This window comes from Amycolatopsis azurea DSM 43854 (genome assembly GCF_001995215.1).
GTDB classification, from domain to species: Bacteria; Actinomycetota; Actinomycetes; order Mycobacteriales; family Pseudonocardiaceae; genus Amycolatopsis; species Amycolatopsis azurea.
Window position 1 is genome coordinate 183,923 of the sequence record NZ_MUXN01000022.1, and the last position, 16,035, is coordinate 199,957.

Annotated in this window: 14 protein-coding genes; 8 read left to right on the forward strand and 6 right to left on the reverse strand. The window is 70.2% G+C overall.

Annotated elements, in window-relative coordinates; translation table 11 throughout:
* Positions 1–2 precede the first annotated feature (2 nt).
* On the reverse strand, positions 3–866 hold the full coding sequence (locus tag B0293_RS28090) for an ABC transporter ATP-binding protein (protein ID WP_005154879.1): 864 nt from the start codon (positions 864–866) through the stop codon (positions 3–5).
* Entirely contained in the window at positions 863–1,258 is a 396-nt protein-coding gene (locus B0293_RS28095) for a GntR family transcriptional regulator (protein WP_005154882.1), read from the reverse strand. Before B0293_RS28095 ends, B0293_RS28090 begins: the two co-directional genes overlap by 4 nt.
* A gap of 415 nt (positions 1,259–1,673) precedes the next feature.
* Here B0293_RS28095 and B0293_RS28100 point away from each other — a divergent pair, with 415 nt between their 5' ends.
* Positions 1,674–4,661, forward strand: a complete 2,988-nt coding sequence (locus B0293_RS28100) for an AfsR/SARP family transcriptional regulator (RefSeq protein WP_005154885.1) — start codon at positions 1,674–1,676, stop codon at positions 4,659–4,661.
* On the opposite strand, the gene B0293_RS28105 is transcribed toward B0293_RS28100, so the two are convergent.
* The 3 genes from B0293_RS28105 to B0293_RS28120 form a co-directional block, all read right to left on the reverse strand.
* The gene (locus B0293_RS28105) at positions 4,658–5,137 is read right to left on the reverse strand and encodes a hypothetical protein (RefSeq protein WP_005154886.1); all 480 of its coding nucleotides are present in this window, start codon (positions 5,135–5,137) and stop codon (positions 4,658–4,660) included. The two genes, B0293_RS28100 and B0293_RS28105, sit on opposite strands and share 4 nt — an antisense overlap.
* A 439-nt stretch (positions 5,138–5,576) precedes the next feature.
* Positions 5,577–6,578 (reverse strand): Gfo/Idh/MocA family protein, encoded by a 1,002-nt coding sequence (locus tag B0293_RS28115; RefSeq protein WP_005154889.1) that lies wholly within the window; start codon positions 6,576–6,578, stop codon positions 5,577–5,579.
* 4 nt (positions 6,579–6,582) lie between these two features.
* The gene (locus B0293_RS28120; RefSeq protein WP_005154890.1) at positions 6,583–7,587 is read right to left on the reverse strand and encodes a LacI family DNA-binding transcriptional regulator; all 1,005 of its coding nucleotides are present in this window, start codon (positions 7,585–7,587) and stop codon (positions 6,583–6,585) included.
* A gap of 133 nt (positions 7,588–7,720) precedes the next feature.
* On the opposite strand from B0293_RS28120, the gene B0293_RS28125 reads away from it, so the two are divergent.
* Genes B0293_RS28125 through iolD form a run of 7 tightly spaced genes read left to right on the forward strand, consistent with a single transcriptional unit; the run spans position 7,721 to position 15,110 of the window.
* Positions 7,721–8,620, forward strand: coding sequence for a sugar phosphate isomerase/epimerase family protein (locus B0293_RS28125; protein ID WP_005154892.1), 900 nt, complete (start codon positions 7,721–7,723; stop codon positions 8,618–8,620).
* Between the two features lie 24 nt (positions 8,621–8,644).
* Positions 8,645–9,631, forward strand: coding sequence for a sugar ABC transporter substrate-binding protein (locus tag B0293_RS28130; RefSeq protein ID WP_005154894.1), 987 nt, complete (start codon positions 8,645–8,647; stop codon positions 9,629–9,631).
* On the forward strand, positions 9,628–10,662 hold the full coding sequence (locus B0293_RS28135; RefSeq protein ID WP_005154901.1) for an ABC transporter permease: 1,035 nt from the start codon (positions 9,628–9,630) through the stop codon (positions 10,660–10,662). The genes B0293_RS28130 and B0293_RS28135 overlap by 4 nt, the downstream gene beginning before the upstream one ends.
* Positions 10,659–11,444 (forward strand): ATP-binding cassette domain-containing protein, encoded by a 786-nt coding sequence (locus tag B0293_RS28140; protein ID WP_005154910.1) that lies wholly within the window; start codon positions 10,659–10,661, stop codon positions 11,442–11,444. The genes B0293_RS28135 and B0293_RS28140 overlap by 4 nt, the downstream gene beginning before the upstream one ends.
* Positions 11,441–12,373, forward strand: a complete 933-nt coding sequence (gene iolC / locus B0293_RS28145) for a 5-dehydro-2-deoxygluconokinase (RefSeq protein ID WP_005154913.1) — start codon at positions 11,441–11,443, stop codon at positions 12,371–12,373. Before B0293_RS28140 ends, iolC begins: the two co-directional genes overlap by 4 nt.
* Positions 12,370–13,260, forward strand: coding sequence for a 5-deoxy-glucuronate isomerase (gene iolB, locus B0293_RS28150; protein ID WP_005154915.1), 891 nt, complete (start codon positions 12,370–12,372; stop codon positions 13,258–13,260). The genes iolC and iolB overlap by 4 nt, the downstream gene beginning before the upstream one ends.
* Positions 13,257–15,110, forward strand: a complete 1,854-nt coding sequence (gene iolD / locus B0293_RS28155; protein ID WP_005154917.1) for a 3D-(3,5/4)-trihydroxycyclohexane-1,2-dione acylhydrolase (decyclizing) — start codon at positions 13,257–13,259, stop codon at positions 15,108–15,110. Before iolB ends, iolD begins: the two co-directional genes overlap by 4 nt.
* 64 nt (positions 15,111–15,174) lie before the next feature.
* Here the strand turns inward: iolD and B0293_RS28160 are convergent, their stop codons facing one another.
* On the reverse strand, positions 15,175–16,035 hold the full coding sequence (locus B0293_RS28160) for an NAD(P)-dependent oxidoreductase (protein ID WP_005153414.1): 861 nt from the start codon (positions 16,033–16,035) through the stop codon (positions 15,175–15,177).

A 16,035-nucleotide genomic window follows, 5' to 3' on the forward strand; every position in this document is an offset into this window, starting at 1 on the left:
CCTTACGCCGAAGCCAGTGTCGGGCGAGGCAGGCTCGCGGATTCGGGTCGCCGCAGGTAGGCGAGCATGAGCTCTTCCAGGTTCACCGGCCGCTCGGTCCACTGTGGACCCAGGGGAACCGGTTCGGTGCGGGCGAAGACGGTCGCCTGCCTGCCCGCCCTGGCCTCGTCGACGACCGCGACCCGCTTGGCCAGCGCGTCGGCTTCCTCGACGGGTCCGGAAAGGATCCGGTGCCCGGCGACGAGGTCGTCGATGTCGCCGCTGACCTGGACGCGGCCGCCGTTGAGGACGATCAGCCAGTCACAGGTGTTCTCCAGATCGGAGACGACGTGCGAAGAGAGCAGGACGGTCATGCCGGTTTCCGCGACCGCCTCCATCAGCCCGCGCATGACCTCGTGCCGGGCCAGCGGGTCGAGGTTCGCGAGCGGCTCGTCCAGCACCAGGAGATCCGGGCGTTTGGCGAGCGCGAGGGTGAGCGCGACCTGCGCGCGCTGCCCGCCGGACAGCTTGCCGACCTTGTGTTTCAAGGGAAGCCCGAGCGAATCGATGCGCTTGAGCGCGAACTCGTCGTCCCAGCCGGGGTTGAGGCGCCTGCCGAACTTGAGCATCTCGGCGATGCTGAAGCCGGGGTACAGCGGCTTGTCCTGGGCGAGGAACGCGGCGGTCCCCCGGATCGAGACCGAGCCGAGGGTCGCTTCGAGCAGCCCGACGGCCAGGTGCAGGAAGGTCGTCTTGCCCGCGCCGTTGGGTCCGACAAGGGCGACGACGCGTCCTTTCGGGACGGACAGTGAGCAGTCGCGCAGCGCCCATTTGCGGTGGTAGCGCTTGCCGAGTCCGGTCGCTTCGATGATGGTTTCATCGGTCATGCCGTTCGCTCCCCTCGAAAGCCATCGACCACCACCGAGGTGAACAGCGCCTCGACGTCTTCCTGGTCCAGTCCCGATTCCCGCGCGTCGCGGACCCAGACCCCCAGGCTCTTCCGCAACCGCGTGCGCTCGGCGAAGGAAGCCCCTCCGAGCGTCTTCTGGACGAAGGTGCCGAGGCCCGGCCTTCCTTCGACGAGCCCTTCGCGTTCCAGCTCGCGATAGGCCTTGAGGACGGTGTTGGGGTTGATCGCCAGCTCGGCGACCACTTCCTTCGCCGTCGGCAGCCGATCCCCCGGCTCCAGCAACCCCAGGCGGAGGGCGTTCTTGACCTGCTGGACGAGCTGGACGTACGTCGCTACGCCCGAGCCCTTGTCCAGATGGAAGGTGACCACTGGCAACACCCTTTCACTATTTAAGTAGTGAAAGGGTGCAGGCAGGCGGGTGCGCTTGTCAAGTGATCAAGGAGCGCCGAGAACAGTGAAGGCCTCCCCGATGGAGTCCATCGAGGAGGCCTTCACGGAAAACCCCAGCCCCAGCAAAGAAGAAGCGCCAGTTCGACGACACTGGGGGAAGACGTCGAGCTGGCACTACCCCCAACCCCCACCGCCGTCAGAAGGCGGTGCCTGTGCAAGGTGAAGGTGCCCACCGTCGTACCGGAACCGAATGGGGGGTCCTGCCCGTCTTGTTGGTTGGGCACGGTTCCGGCGACGGGTCCTCGGTGGACACCCCTTGAGGATCACGGCGTCCGGATGCAGGGCGCTTGCACTACGCTTGCAGGCTCTGACGAGGGTGAGCGGAGGTGGCCGGGTGGAGTTCCGCGTCCTCGGCGCCGTCGAGGCGTGGGCCGGTGGCGATCCGGTCGATCTCGGCTCGCCCAAACAACGGCTCGTGCTGGCGGTTCTGCTGCTGGAGGCGGGCAAGCCGGTCCCCCGCGACCGGATCATCGACCTGCTCTGGCCCGAAGAACCGCCGGCGAGCGCCCGGAACACCGTTCAAGCGCTCGTGTCCAGGCTACGCGCGGTGTTCCGCGGCGCGGGCGGGCCGGAGATCGTCTCCGAGGGGACCCGGTACCTGCTCAGGGTCGACCCGCGCCGGGTCGACGTGCACCGCTTCACCGAACTGACCTCGCAAGCGCGCGAAGCCGACGACGAAACCGCCGTGGAACTCCTCGACGAGGCGCTCGGCCTGTGGCGGGGCGAGGCGTTGTCCGACGTCGTGAGCGGCGAGGTCGCCCAGCGGCTCCGCGGTGGGATGAACGAGGAACGCTGGACGGCGCTGGAGGATCGCGCCGACGCGCAGCTGCGGCTCGGCCGCGGGAGGCAGGTCCTCGCGGAACTGACCGAACTGGTCGCCGCACATCCCCTGCGGCAGCGGTTCGTCGGCCAGCTCATGCTCGCGCTGCATCGCGAAGGCCGCACCGACGACGCTCTGGAGGCCTTCCGCGCGTTGCGGGACCGGCTCGGCACCGAACTGGGTCTCGATCCCTCGCCCGAGCTGCGACGGCTGGAAGCCGCCATCCTCGCCGCCGACCCCGCCCTGGAACCCCTGGCGGCGGTGACCAAACCCGAACCGATCCGCCCGGCGCAGCTGCCGCACGACGTCCGCGGGTTCGCCGGACGGGCTTCCGAGCTGGAGCGGCTCGACGAGGCGACCCGGCACGCGGGCGAGGGCACCGACATCTGGGTCATCAGCGGGACCGCGGGCGTCGGCAAGACCGCGCTCGCCGTCCGGTGGGCCCACCGGGTCCGCGACGCGTTCCCCGACGGCCAGCTCTATCTGGACCTGCGGGGTTTCGATCCCGACCACGAACCGCTCACCCCGGCCGTCGCGCTCACGCAGCTTCTGCAGGCGCTCGGCACCGCGCCCAAGGCGATCCCGCCGGACACCGACACGCGGGCCGCGCTGCTGCGGTCCCTCCTCGCCGACCGCCGGGTCCTCCTGGTCCTCGACAACGTGCGCGACACCGGCCAGGTGCTGCCGCTGCTGCCGCCATCGGGCACGGTCCTGGTCACCAGCCGCCAGCGGCTCGGCGACCTCATCGCCCGCACCGGCGCCCGCGCGCTCCCGCTGTCCGTGCTGCCCGCCGAAGACGCGCGGCATCTGCTGGAAGCCGTGCTCGGCAGCGAGACCGTCGCCGCCGAGGCCGTCGCGGCCGCGGAACTGGCCCGGCTCTGCGGTCACCTCCCGCTCGCCCTCCGGATCGCGGCGGCCAACCTCGGCGCGAGCGGCGAACCCGAGATCGCCGAACTCGCCCGCGAGCTCGCCGGTGGCGACCCACTTGCGGAACTGACCGTCGACGGCGCCGAGGAAAGTGCCGTGACCACGGCGTTCGGCGTCTCCTACCGCGCACTTCCCGAGGAGCACCGGCTGCTGTTCCGGCGGCTCGCGCTCGTCCCCGGCCAGACGTTCACCGCCCCCGCCGCGCAAGCGCTGACCGGCGCCCCGCATTCGAAGGCGAACCAGCAGCTCAAAGCGCTCGCGGCGGCACACCTGGTCGAGCGCTACACGCCGGGCCGCTACCGGTTCCACGACCTTCTCCGCAGCTTCGCGGCGGGACGCACGTTGTCGGAGGACGCGAAGTCCGAACGCGACACCGCGGAGAGGCGGCTCTTCGAGAGCTACCTGACCACCGCCGACGCCGCGGGCCGCGTCCTCATCCCGCACTTCCTGCGCCTGCCGCGCGAAGAACCGGAAGACAAGCCCTTCGGCGACACCGAAGAGGCGCTGGCCTGGCTGGACGCCGAGTGGCCGAACCTCGCCGCCGCGGTCGAGCACAGCGCCGAACACGGTCCGCCGGAGTTCTCCTGGCACCTCGCCGACGCGCTCCGTGCCTTCTTCCACCAGCGCGGACATCACGCGGAATGGATCGACACCGCGTCGACGGCGCTCAAGGCCGCCCGGCGCAGCGGCGCCGGGCAGGCACAGGCCGCGATGCACTTGAGCATCGCGCTCGCCTGCGTGAACAGCGGCCGCTACGACGAGGCCCGTGAACACCTGACGAGCGCCCTGCGCGGAGACCTGCTCGACGGCTGGGACGCCGGTCGCGCGGCCGTGCTCAACAATCTGAGCGCGGTGCACCAACGTCTCGGCGCCCCGCAGGAAGCGATCCGCTGCGGGCTGGAATCCCTGCGGCTGTGCGAAGAACTGAACCTGCCGGGGATCTCGATGGCGTTGGCGAACCTCGGTTTCCCGTACTGGCAGACAGGTCAGCTCGACGAGGCGCTCGCGAACTTCACCCGCGCCCTGACGGTCGCCGAACGGGACGGCGCGCGGTTCAGCGTCGCGGTGCTGCTGGTCGACCTCGGCAACGTGCACCGCGATCTCGGTCTTCCCGACGGCGCCTACGACTTCTACACCCGGGCGCTCGCGGCCAACCGCGAACTGGGCTACACCTACGGCGAAGCGACGGCACTTTCCGGCCGGGCCGTGCTCGAGAGCAAGCGCGATCCGAGCGAGCAGAACCGTGCGGACGCGCTGGAAGCCGTCGAACTCACCCGCAAGATCGGCGACCGGGGCACCGAAGCCTGGACACTCGTCGGGCTCGGCGAGGTCTGCCTGCGGCTCGGCCTGCCCGAGGAGGCCGCCGAACATCACCGGCTCGCGCTGTCGATCGCGCGGACGACCAGCTTCTTCTGGTGTGAGGCCGCCGCGCGGACCGGACTCGCGGAAACCCTGCTGACGCTGGGAAAGCGCGCGGAAGCCCGGACGCACGGGGAACTGGCGCTGGAACTCGCCGCGCGCTCCGGCTACCGGCTCGTCGAGGAACGCGCGAAGCTGATCTTGGACGAGCTTTAGCCGCGCGCCTTCACACTGCCGGCGATCGCCGCCATGATCGCTGTAAGTATGCCGAAGATGCTCGCCAGCGCCGTCGCGACGCCGTTGCTCTTTTCGAAGCCGAAGATCCACTTGAGATGAATGCTGAGGGGTGTGCCCCATACCAGCGGCGTGGCCACGAAGACCGCCATCACGTAGAACAGGCAGAGCCCGAACAGCGTCCACGCGCCGGGAATCCTGCGGGCGAAGGTGAATCCCGCCGCGATCGCCAGCAACCCAGCCGTGACGATGCCGCCGACCACGTTCTGCGCCACCGGGCCGGACCAGCCACCGTCCGGATCGAGGGCGTAAACGACGTTATACAGCGCGAACCAGACGATCATGGCGGCGGTGAGCAGCCCCAGGAACCCGGCGGTCATCGCCGCCCCGGTGTTCGCCCTCGGCTTGGGCGGCAGTCCGTACTGGGGAAACCCGGGCTGCGGTGGATTCGGGTACATCCGGGCTCCTCGCGCGTTCCGGCGGCACGCGGCGGCCACCTGTCATGGTCGGCGATCACTGTAGCGACAGTTCGCGAAGAGTGGCCGGGCGTTGGCAGGAACCTGCCGTCGCGGCAAAAGGTGTCCTGTCAGGTGCCAAGTCCGTGAAGGCCTCCTTGAGGGACTCTGGGTCTCTCAAGGAGGCCTTCACGGACCGGTGTTCGGTGGCGATCAGCGTTGCGAAAGCCACTTTCACAACCTTCAACGTTGCGGAAGTGGCTTTCGCGACACCCGAGGCCAGCGTCCGGGCGGGCGACTGAACACGCCACACTTGCCTTACCCCTCAATAGAACCGGAACTCGCGTGATCAGACGGCGAACTCACGTGATTGGAGGGACGACGCCTGTGACGGGATGGACGACACGCGTGATCCGGCGGACGACTCACGGCGGGGGCGGCGTCAGGCGCGGACCTCGTCCACGCGGACCGGGCGGCGTTCGCGCCGGGAGACCTCGCAGGCTTCGGCGATGTAGAACGCCTCGAGTGCGTCCGCCGCACCGCACGGGCTCGGCGCGCGACCGGCGGCGACGTCGAGGAACGCCTGCAACTCACTGATGTACGCGGGACGGAAGCGCTCCATGAACCCGGGATAGGCCGGGCCGGGCAGCGGCTGGACGCCGGGTTCCACCGAAGTCAGCGGCGCCCGATCGTCCAAGCCCACCACGGCGTTCCCCGACGAGCCGAGGACTTCCAGGCGGACGTCGTAGCCCGCGCCGTTGTAGCGCGTCAACGAGACCACCGCGAGCGTTCCGTCGTCGAGGGTCAGGGTCGCGGCCGCAGTGTCGACGTCACCGGCGTCGACGAAGAACCGCTCGCCCTTGTTCGCCCCGACGGCGTAGACCTCGACGACCTCGCGGCCGCTGACGAACCGGACGACGTCGAAGTCGTGCACCCCGCAGTCGCGGAACAGGCCGCCGGAATGCGCGACGTACTCCGCGGGCGGCGGCGCCGGGTCGAGCGTGGTCGCGCGCAGGGTGTGCAGCCAGCCGAGCTCGCCCGAGGCCACCGCGGCCCGCGCGGCCGCGTACCCCGCGTCGAACCTGCGCTGGAAACCGATCTGCACCGGTACGTCCGAACCGGAGATCTTGTCGATCACCGCGAGGGTACCCGGGATGTCGGCGGCGACCGGCTTCTCGCAGAACACCGGGATCCCCGCGTCGACGGCCTTGAGGATCAGCTCCGGATGCGCGTCCGTCGCCGCCGTGATCACCAGTCCGTCCAAAGAGGACGCGAACAGCGCGGGGAGGTCCACGGCCGCTTCGACGCCGATCTTGGCCGCGGCCGCCTCCGCGCGCCCGGCGTCGACGTCGGCGACGACCACGGACGAAACCTCGTCGAAGCTCTTCAAGGTTTCGGCGTGCGAAGTGCCGATCCGGCCGGTGCCGGCGAGTCCCAACCTCATGTCGTTACCTTTCCAGAGCGGCGGTGGTCGAACGGACCACCAGCGACGGGTGCAGCAGATGCCGGACCGGTTCGGCGCGTTCCCCCCGGACCCGTTCGAGCAGCGCTTCGACGGCCAGCCTGCCCATTTCGGTACGCGGCTGGTCCACAGTGGTCAGTGAGATGTGCTTCAGCGCGGCAAGCGAGGTGTTGTCGTAGCCGACGACGGAGACGTCTTCGGGGACCCGCAGGCCCGCCTCCTCCAACGCGGAGATCGCGCCGACGGCGTTGAAGTCGTTACCCGCCAGCAACGCTGTCGGCATTCCCCCGAGCGGCGGGTCGCCGAGCAGCTCGTGCACGGCCTTCTCCCCCGCGGTGTCGGTGTGCTCGCTGCGCACGATGTGCGGGTGCAGCAGATGCCGTCGCATGGCCTGCAGATACCCCCGGCGCCGGGCCGCCGCACCGGCGGCGACCCCGCCGTCCAGATGGGCGATCCTTCGGTGTCCCAAGGAGACCAGGTGCTCGACGGCGAGCGCGGCCCCCGCCTCGCCGTCGTCGTTCACCGTGTCCACCCCCGGCACCCGCGAAGTGCGCGACACCAGGACGACCGGGCCTTGCGCGGCCGCCTCCTCGATCGCCGACGCCGGAACCACCGGCGACAGCAGGATCACTCCGGCGGGCCGGAAGGACAGCAGGCTCTTGAGCGCGGCGCGCTCGCGCGCGGGACTGCGGCCGCCGGTGTTGAGGATCAGGTGGAATCCTGCCGCTTCGGCCGCCGCGTCGAGCCCTTCGACGACGTCGGCGAAGAACGCGTTGCGGAGATCGGAGACCATCACGCCGAGGACGGTAGACGTCCGACTGGCCAGCGACCTGGCCATCGCGTGCGGCTCGTAGCCCAGTTCGTGCGCCGCGCACAGCACCCGGGTCCGCCGTTCGTCGGAGACGTTCGGCGCGTTCCGCATCACCAGGGACACGAGCGCCCGGGACACCCCCGCTTTCGCGGCGACGTCCTCCATGGTCGGTCGTGCCATTTCCATCCTCCCCCTGCCCTTGACTTTGCTGTGACGGACGTTACATGATTAGAGCGCTCTAATCAATAGAGCGCTCTAACCCCGATCCCGCAGCCCGCCCTGCCCACTCCCCATCCCGCCCTGGAGGCCGCCGATGACAGCGCCGACGTCCCGGATCCGAATCGCCGCCGCCCCGATCTCCTGGGGCGTGTGCGAAGTCCCCGGCTGGGGCCGTGTACTCGACGCGGGGACCGTGCTGGGCGAGATGGCGGAGCTGGGGGTCCGCGCGACCGAACTCGGCCCACCCGGATACCTGCCGCGAGACCCGGCGGAGCTGCGTGAACTGCTGAGCGGCTACGAACTCGACCTGGTCGGCGGCTTCCTCGCCGTCGTCCTGCACGAAAGCCCCGGTGCCGCGCTGGCGGCGGCCGAAGAGTCCGCCGCCTTGTTCGCCGCCTGTGGTGGCGACATGCTCGTGCTCGCCGCCGCGACCGGCCTCGACGGTTACGACGACCGCCCAACGCTGACCGACGCCGAATGGTCCACCCTGATCGAAACCTCAAGGGAGATCAGGGAAATCGCCGCGCGCCACGGACTTCGCACGGTGCTGCACCCGCACGTCGGGACGCACGCGGAGACTGAGGAGGAGGTCGAGCGCTTCCTCACCGATTCCGATCTCCCGCTGTGCCTGGACACCGGGCATCTCCTGATCGGCGGGACCGACCCGGTCGCGCTGGCCGAGCGGCATCCCGGACGGATCGGTCACCTGCACCTCAAGGACGTGCGCGGCGAAATCGCCGAAGACGTCCGCGCCGGAAGGCTTCCCTACGCCGAAGCAGTGGGCAAAGGTCTGTATGTCCCGCTCGGCGACGGAGACGTCGACATCGAAGCGATGGTCAGGTCCGTCGACGAGGCGGGCTATGACGGGTGGTACGTCCTGGAACAGGACACCGCGCTGAGCGAGGGGAGTCCGGAGGATCTGCCCAAGCGGGACGTGGCCAGGAGCCTGGCGCATCTCGACGGAATCATCAGCCGGCTCCCGGCTGCCAGGTAACGGAAGAAGCGAGGAGAGACGACGATGTCCCATCGCTTGAGGAAGGTTCTGGTCGTCGCGGCAGGGTTCCTGCTCCTGTCCGCGTGCACCGGGCCGAAGGCCGAGGAGAAACCCGCCGCGGGCGCGGGCCCGGCGACGACCCAGCCCAGCGGGCCGCTGCGGGTCGCGGTCATCTCGCACGGCACGGCGGGTGACGCGTTCTGGAACGTGGTCAAGAACGGCGCGGAGGAGGCGGGCAGGCAGCTCGGCGTCCAGGTCGAGTACAACTCCGACGGAGACCCCGGCAACCAGGCCAAGCTGATCGACAACGCGGTCGCGCAGCAGGTCGGCGGGCTGGTGGTGTCGATGGCGAACCCGGAGGCGCTCAAGACCTCGATCGAGAACGCGGTCCGCGCGGGGATCCCGGTCATCACCATCAACTCCGGTGAGGACAAGAGCGCGGGCTACGGCGCGCTCACCCACGTCGGGCAGAACGAGACCATCGCCGGCGAAGAGGCCGGGAAGAAGTTCCGGGAACTGGGCAAGAAGAAGCTGCTCTGCGTGGTCCACGAAGCGGGCAACGTCGGACAGGCCCAGCGCTGTGACGGCGCCAAGACCGGCTTCGCGGGCGACGTGCAGACCCTCCAGGTCGACATCAGCAACCCCACCGACGCCGAATCCCGGATCAGGGGCGCGGTGCAGACCGACTCCTCCCTCGACGCCGTCCTGACACTGAACTCGCAGGTCGCCGCACGGGCGGTGAGCGCGATCAAGGCGGTCGGCTCGCGGGCGCAGGTCGGCACGTTCGACCTCAACACCGACGTGGTCGGCGCGATCAAGGCGGGCGACGTGGTCTTCGCGGTCGACCAGCAGCAGTACGAGCAGGGCTATCTCCCGGTGCAGTTCCTCAAGCTCTACCGGGACAACGCGAACGTCGTCGGCGGCGGGAAACCGGTGCTCACCGGACCCGACCTGGTCGACAAATCCACTGTGGACACCGTCGGCCAGTACGTGCAAAGGGGCACGCGATGACAACCACCACCCTCGACGAACGCGTCGCGAAACCGCGGCTGCTGGACAGGCTGGTCGTCCGGCCCGAGATCGGCGCGCTGCTCGGCGCCGTCGTCGTCTTCCTGTTCTTCACCGTCGTCACCGACCAGTTCTTCAGCGGCAGCGGCGTGGCGACCTGGCTGGACGACGCCTCGACGCTGGGCATCATGGCGGTCGCCGTGTCCCTGCTGATGATCGGCGGCGAGTTCGACCTGTCGGCGGGCGTGATGACCGCGTCCACCGCGCTCGTCACCGCGACCCTGGCGACGCAGGCGGGCTGGAACGTCTGGCTCGCGCTGTTCGCGTCCCTGGTCTTCGCCCTCGCGGTCGGCGCGTTCAACGGCTGGCTGGTGCTGCGCACCGGGCTGCCCAGCTTCATCGTCACCCTGGGCACGTTCCTGGCGCTGCAAGGACTCAATCTCGGCGTCACCCGCCTGGTCACCGGCACCGTCCAGGTCTCCGGGATGCGCTCGACCGACGGTTACGAGTCCGCCGGTTTCGTCTTCGCGTCCACAGTGGACATCGGCGGGACGGCGTTCCAGATCTCCATCGTCTGGTGGATCGGGTTCGCCGCGCTGGCGGCCTGGCTGCTGGTCCGGACCCGGCTCGGCAACTGGATCTTCGCCGTCGGCGGCTCCGCGCAGAGCTCGCGCGCGGTCGGGGTCCCGGTGGTGCGCACCAAGATCATGCTGTTCATGACCACCGCGCTCGCCGCGTGGCTGGTCGGCTCGATCAACATCCTGCGGTTCGCGAGCGTCCAGGCGAACCAGGGCATCGGGCTCGAGTTCCAGTACATCATCGCGGCCGTGATCGGCGGTTGCCTGCTGACCGGCGGGTTCGGTTCGGCGATCGGCGCCGCGATCGGCGCGCTGATCTTCGGCATGGCGCGCCAAGGCATCGTGTTCGCCCGCTGGGACAGCGACTGGTTCATGCTGTTCCTCGGCGTGATGCTGCTGTCCGCGGTCCTGGTCAACAACGCCTTCCGGCGGCGCGCGGAAAGGGTCCGGCGATGAGTCATCTCCTGGAGGTCAAGGACGTCGGCAAGACCTACGGCAGCGTGATCGCGCTGCGCGACGTCTCCACGGTGGTCAACGCGGGCGAGGTGACCTGCGTGCTCGGCGACAACGGGGCAGGCAAGTCCACGCTGATCAAGATCCTGGCCGGGGTCCACCAGCACGACCAGGGCGAGTTCCTCGTCGAAGGCGAACCCGTCAAGTTCGCCTCGCCCCGCGAGGCGCTCGATCGCGGCATCGCGACGGTGTACCAGGACCTGGCGGTCGTGCCGCTGATGAGCGTGTGGCGGAACTTCTTCCTCGGCTCCGAACCGACGGTCGGCTTCGGCCCGTTCCGCGCGCTGGACCGGAAGAAGGGCCGCGAGACGACCAAGAAGGCGTTGTCCGACATGGGCATCGACCTGCGGGACGTCGAGCAGCCGGTCGGCACGCTGTCCGGTGGCGAGCGGCAGTGCGTCGCCATCGCGCGGGCGGTGCACTTCGGGGCGAAGGTGCTGATCCTCGACGAGCCGACGGCCGCGCTGGGCGTGAAGCAGGCCGGTGTCGTGCTCAAGTACGTCGCGCAGGCCCGTGACCGCGGGCTCGGCGTCGTGCTGATCACGCACAACCCGCATCACGCGTATCCGGTGGCCGATCGCTTCCTGCTGCTCAAACGGGGCGCGCCGCTCGGCGCCTACGAGAAGTCCGGGATCGACCTGGCCGAACTGACCCGGCAGATGGCGGGCGGCGCGGAACTGGAAGCCCTCGAACACGAATTGCGAGCCGCGGAGTCCCCTTCATGACCGTTCTCGAAGCACTGACCGTCGGCCGGGTCGGGGTGGACCTCTACCCCGAACAGAGCGGCGTGCCTCTGGCCGGGGTCAGCACCTTCGCCAAGTCGCTCGGCGGCACCGCGACCAACGTCGCGGTCGCCGCCGCGCGGCTCGGCCGCTCGACGTCGGTGCTGACGAAGGTCGGCCCGGACGGCTTCGGCGACTACGTGCGCCAAGCCCTACGCGAGTTCGGTGTCTCTCCCGATCACGTCGGGACGTCGGCCGGGTTGCAGACGCCGGTGGTGTTCTGCGCGCTGGACCCGCCCGCGGATCCGCCGCTGCTGTTCTACCGGTCCCCCATCGCGCCGGACCTGACCCTCGGTGAGGCCGACGTGCCCTGGGACGTCGTGGAAACGGTGCCGCTGCTGTGGGTCACCGGGACCGGTGTCTCGGTCGAGCCGTCTCGCGGCACCCAGCGCGAGATGCTCCGGCGTCGCGGACGCCGCGCGCACACCGTGCTGGACCTCGACTTCCGGCCGATGTTCTGGCCCGACACCGAGACCGCGCGCGAAGAGATCGGCTGGATGCTCGACCACGTCACGGTCGCGGTCGGCAACCGCGCCGAGGCCGAGGTCGCCGTCGGCACGGCGGATCCCGACGAGGCCGCGTCCCGGATGCTGGCCAGAGGTGTCGAACTGGCGGTGATCAAGAAGGGCGCCGAAGGGGTGCTGGTGGCCACCGCCGAGGGCCGCTGGACCGTGCCTCCCCAGCGGGTCGAGGTCGTCTGCGGGCTCGGCGCCGGGGACGGTTTCGGCGGCGCGCTGATCCACGGCCTGCTCTCCGGCTGGGATCCGGTGCGCATCGCCACCTACGCCAACGCGGCGGGCGCGCTCGTCGCGTCCCGGCTCGCCTGCGCCGACGCCATGCCCACCGCCGACGAGATCGAGGAGTTGCTGTGAGCAAGCTGCACCGTCCACTCGGGACGCTTTCGGACGAGCGGGACCCGGTCCGGCTCACCCCGGATTCGGCGGGCTGGACCTACAGCGGCCTGAGGGTGCTCTCGCTGGCCGCGGGCGAGTCCCGGATCGTGCGCACCGGCGAGTACGAAGCGTTCGTACTGCCGCTGGCGGGAGCGTGCACCGTCCGGGTCGACGGCCAGGTCTTCGAACTCGCCGGCCGCGATTCGGTGTTCACCCGGGTCACGGACTTCGCCTACGTCCCGCGCGACGCCGAAGTCGAGTTGTCGACAGTCGAGGGAATCGAGGTCGCGCTGCCGATGGCGCGCTGCGCACGCCGTCTCGAACCGCGCTACGGGCCCGCCGAGAACGTGCCGGTGGAGGTACGCGGCGCGGGACAGGCCACGCGGCAGGTCACCAACTTCGGCGTGCCCGGCGTCTGGGACCACGCGGACAAGCTGAACGCGTGCGAGCTGATCACCCCCGGCGGCAACTGGTCGTCGTACCCGCCGCACAAGCACGACGAGGCGTCCGGATGCGAGGTCGTCAACGAGGAGATCTACTACTTCCGCGTCGCCGGTCGCGACGGGGTGACACCTTCACGCGAAGGATTCGGCCTCCATCGGACGTACACCTCGGACGGCGAACTGGACGAGGACGTCGCGGTCCGGGACGGGGACGTCTTCCTGATCCCGCGCGGCTATCACGGGCCTTGCGTCGCCGCGCCGGGCTACCCGATGTACTACCTGAACGTCCTGGCGGGGCCCGCCGACGAGCGGTCGATGGCCTTCTGCGACGACCCCGCGCACGGCTGGGTCCGCGAGACCTGGGCCGATCAGGAACTCGACCCCCGCTGCCCGGTCACGAGCCACGAAGGACGGGTGTCATGAAGCTGACCACGGCGCAGGCCCTGGTGCGCTGGCTGCTCGCGCAACGGTCGGAAACCCTCGACGGGCGGGAAGTCCCGTTGTTCCCCGGGGTGTTCGCGATCTTCGGGCACGGCAACGTCCTCGGGCTCGGAACCGCGCTGGAGGAGCGACGCGAGGAGCTCCCCCTGTGGCGCGGGCAGACCGAGCAGGGCATGGCGCTCGCCGCGGTCGGCTACGCGAAAGCGACGCACCGGCGGCAGGTCGGCGTGGTGACGTCGTCGATCGGGCCCGGCGCGCTGAACATGGTCACCGCGGCCGGGGTCGCGCACGCCAACCGGCTGCCGGTGCTGCTGCTCCCCGGGGACACCTTCACCAGCCGCGCCCCGGATCCGGTGCTGCAGCAGGTGGAGCACTTCGGTGATCCGACGGCCACGGTCAACGACGCCTTCCGCGCGGTGAGCCGGTACTTCGACCGGATCACGCGGCCAGAGCAGCTGCTTTCGACGCTGCCGCAGGTCGCCAGGGTGCTGACCGATCCGGCGGACGCGGGCCCGGTGACGCTGGCGCTGCCGCAGGACGTCCAGGTGGAGACCTACGACTTCCCGGACTCGCTCTTCGAACCGGTGACTCATCGCCCGCTGCGCCCGCGGCCCGATCGCCGGTCCCTCACCGAAGCGGCGGGCGCGCTGCGATCGGCGCGGAAACCGTTGCTGGTCCTCGGCGGCGGTGTCCGGTATTCCGGCGCGGGCGTGCGCGCGTTGGCCTTCGCCGAGCGGCACGGGATCCCGGTCACGGAAACCACGGCGGGCCGCACCCTGGTCCCGCACGGGCATCCGCTGCACGCCGGTCCGCTGGGCGTCACCGGTTCGGCGTCCGCGAACGTCCTGGCCGCCGAGGCGGACGTCGTGCTGGCCGTCGGCACCCGCTTGCAGGACTTCACCACGGCGTCCTGGACGGTGTTCTCGCCCGATGTCCGGCTGGTCACCCTGAACGCCGCCCGGTTCGACGCGGTCAAGCACGGCGCGCTGGCCGTCGTCGGCGACGCCGAGGCGGGTCTCGCGGATCTGGCGGCCCAGCTGGAGAGCTGGCGGGTCGATCCTCTGTGGACGGAGCGCGCGGCGGCGGAACGCGGCCGGTGGGACGCGCACATCGACACCTTGCGCGCCGTTTCCGGCCCCGAGAGGTCGTTGACCGTGCCGACCTACGCTCAGGTCGTCGGCGCGGTCAACGACCTCTCCGAACCGCACGACTACGTGATGACCGCGTCCGGCGGGATGCCGGGGGAACTGATCGGCGGCTGGCGCGGATCGGGTTCGGTCGGCATGGACGTCGAGTACGGGTTCTCGTGCATGGGTTACGAACTCGCGGGCGCGTGGGGCGCGGCGATGGCGCACACCGGCGGCCTGGTCACCACGATGCTCGGCGACGGCTCGTACCTGATGCTGAACTCGGAACTGTTCTCCGCCGCCTTCGCCGGGCATCCCTTCGTCGCGGTGGTCTGCGACAACGACGGTTACGCGGTCATCGCCCGTCTCCAGGAGGGCCAGGGCGGCAAGCCGTTCAACAACTTCCTCGCCGACTGCCGGAGCTCGCACACCTCGCCGCCCCGGGTCGACTTCGCGAAGCACGCCGAATCGCTGGGGTGCGCGGTGTTCACGGCGTCCTCTTCGGACGATGTGCGGACGGCTTACGCGAAGGCGAGGGAAGCGGCGGTGGCCGGGAAACGACCGGCGGTGGTCGTGGTGCGGACCCAGCCGTCCTCGTGGACCGAAGCCGGTGCCTGGTGGGAGGTCGGTGTCCCGGAGCACCTGTCCGGCCGGGAGGGCTTCGAGCAGGGGAAATCGGGGCAGGTGCGGTATGTACAGAGCTAGGGCCGTGAAGAGCTAGGGCGCGGCTGCGTCCAGCAAGGTGGACGCAGCCGCGCCGACTCCCGCCCTATTTGTCAAAGCTGGCGAAGTAACCGGCCGCCATGTCCTCGTCGCCGTGCCCGGCTTCGGAAGCGCGGGCGAAGCGGGCCTGCCCGGCCTCGACGGCGTCCATCCGGACACCCGCTCGGGCCGCGGCCGCCAGCACCAGCCGGGCGTCCTTCTCGGCGTTGTCGACCGAGAAGGCGGTGGTGTAGTCGTTCTTGAGGATCGCGGCGGATTTCGCCTGGAAGTAGCCGTTGTCCATGGGGCCGCCGGTGACGACGTCGACGAAGTGCTTCGGGTCGACGCCGAGTCCTTCGGCCAGCGCCAGCGCCTCGCCGACGCCGTGGGTCAGCGCGATCACCCACGTGTTCAGCACCAGTTTGAGCCGGCTCGCCGCGCCGGAGCGGCCGTCTTCGCCGACCCACAGCGTGCGCTTGCCGATCGCGTCGAACAGCGGCTGGACGGTCTCGCGCGCGTCGGCCGCGCCCGCCGCCAGCACGATCAGCTGGCCCTGTTCGGCGGGCTGGCGGGTGCCCTGCACCGGCGCGTCGACGAAGACGAGGCCCTGCTCGCCGGCGTGCGCGATCAGCTCGTCGACGGCTTCGCCGACGGTGCTGAGCTGCACCCAGATCGTGCCGGCGGCGGGGGCGGCCGCGCGGATCGCCTCCAGCACCGCCTGGCCGTCCGTGAGGACCGTGATCACCACCTTCGCGCCCTCGACGGCTTCCGCAGCGCTCGACGCGACCTGGACGCCGTCCCCGGCGAGGGCTTCGGCCTTGGCCGCGGTGCGGTTCCAGGCCCGGACCGCGAACCCGGCCTTGCTCAGGTTGCGGGCGACCGGGGCACCGATGATCCCGGTGCCGAGCACAGCGACGGTTTCCGTCAT

Coding starts and splice junctions, on each gene's coding strand:
- B0293_RS28105 (WP_005154886.1), bottom strand. CDS start 5,137: ATGTACCCGAATCCACCGCAGCCCGGGTTTCCCCAGTACGGACTGCCG.
- B0293_RS28120 (WP_005154890.1), bottom strand. CDS start 7,587: ATGGCACGACCGACCATGGAGGACGTCGCCGCGAAAGCGGGGGTGTCC.
- B0293_RS28125 (WP_005154892.1), top strand. CDS start 7,721: ATGACAGCGCCGACGTCCCGGATCCGAATCGCCGCCGCCCCGATCTCC.
- iolC (WP_005154913.1), top strand. CDS start 11,441: ATGACCGTTCTCGAAGCACTGACCGTCGGCCGGGTCGGGGTGGACCTC.
- B0293_RS28135 (WP_005154901.1), top strand. CDS start 9,628: ATGACAACCACCACCCTCGACGAACGCGTCGCGAAACCGCGGCTGCTG.
- B0293_RS28160 (WP_005153414.1), bottom strand. CDS start 16,035: ATGACGGAAACCGTCGCTGTGCTCGGCACCGGGATCATCGGTGCCCCG.
- B0293_RS28115 (WP_005154889.1), bottom strand. CDS start 6,578: ATGAGGTTGGGACTCGCCGGCACCGGCCGGATCGGCACTTCGCACGCC.
- B0293_RS28090 (WP_005154879.1), bottom strand. CDS start 866: ATGACCGATGAAACCATCATCGAAGCGACCGGACTCGGCAAGCGCTAC.
- B0293_RS28140 (WP_005154910.1), top strand. CDS start 10,659: ATGAGTCATCTCCTGGAGGTCAAGGACGTCGGCAAGACCTACGGCAGC.
- B0293_RS28130 (WP_005154894.1), top strand. CDS start 8,645: ATGTCCCATCGCTTGAGGAAGGTTCTGGTCGTCGCGGCAGGGTTCCTG.
- iolD (WP_005154917.1), top strand. CDS start 13,257: ATGAAGCTGACCACGGCGCAGGCCCTGGTGCGCTGGCTGCTCGCGCAA.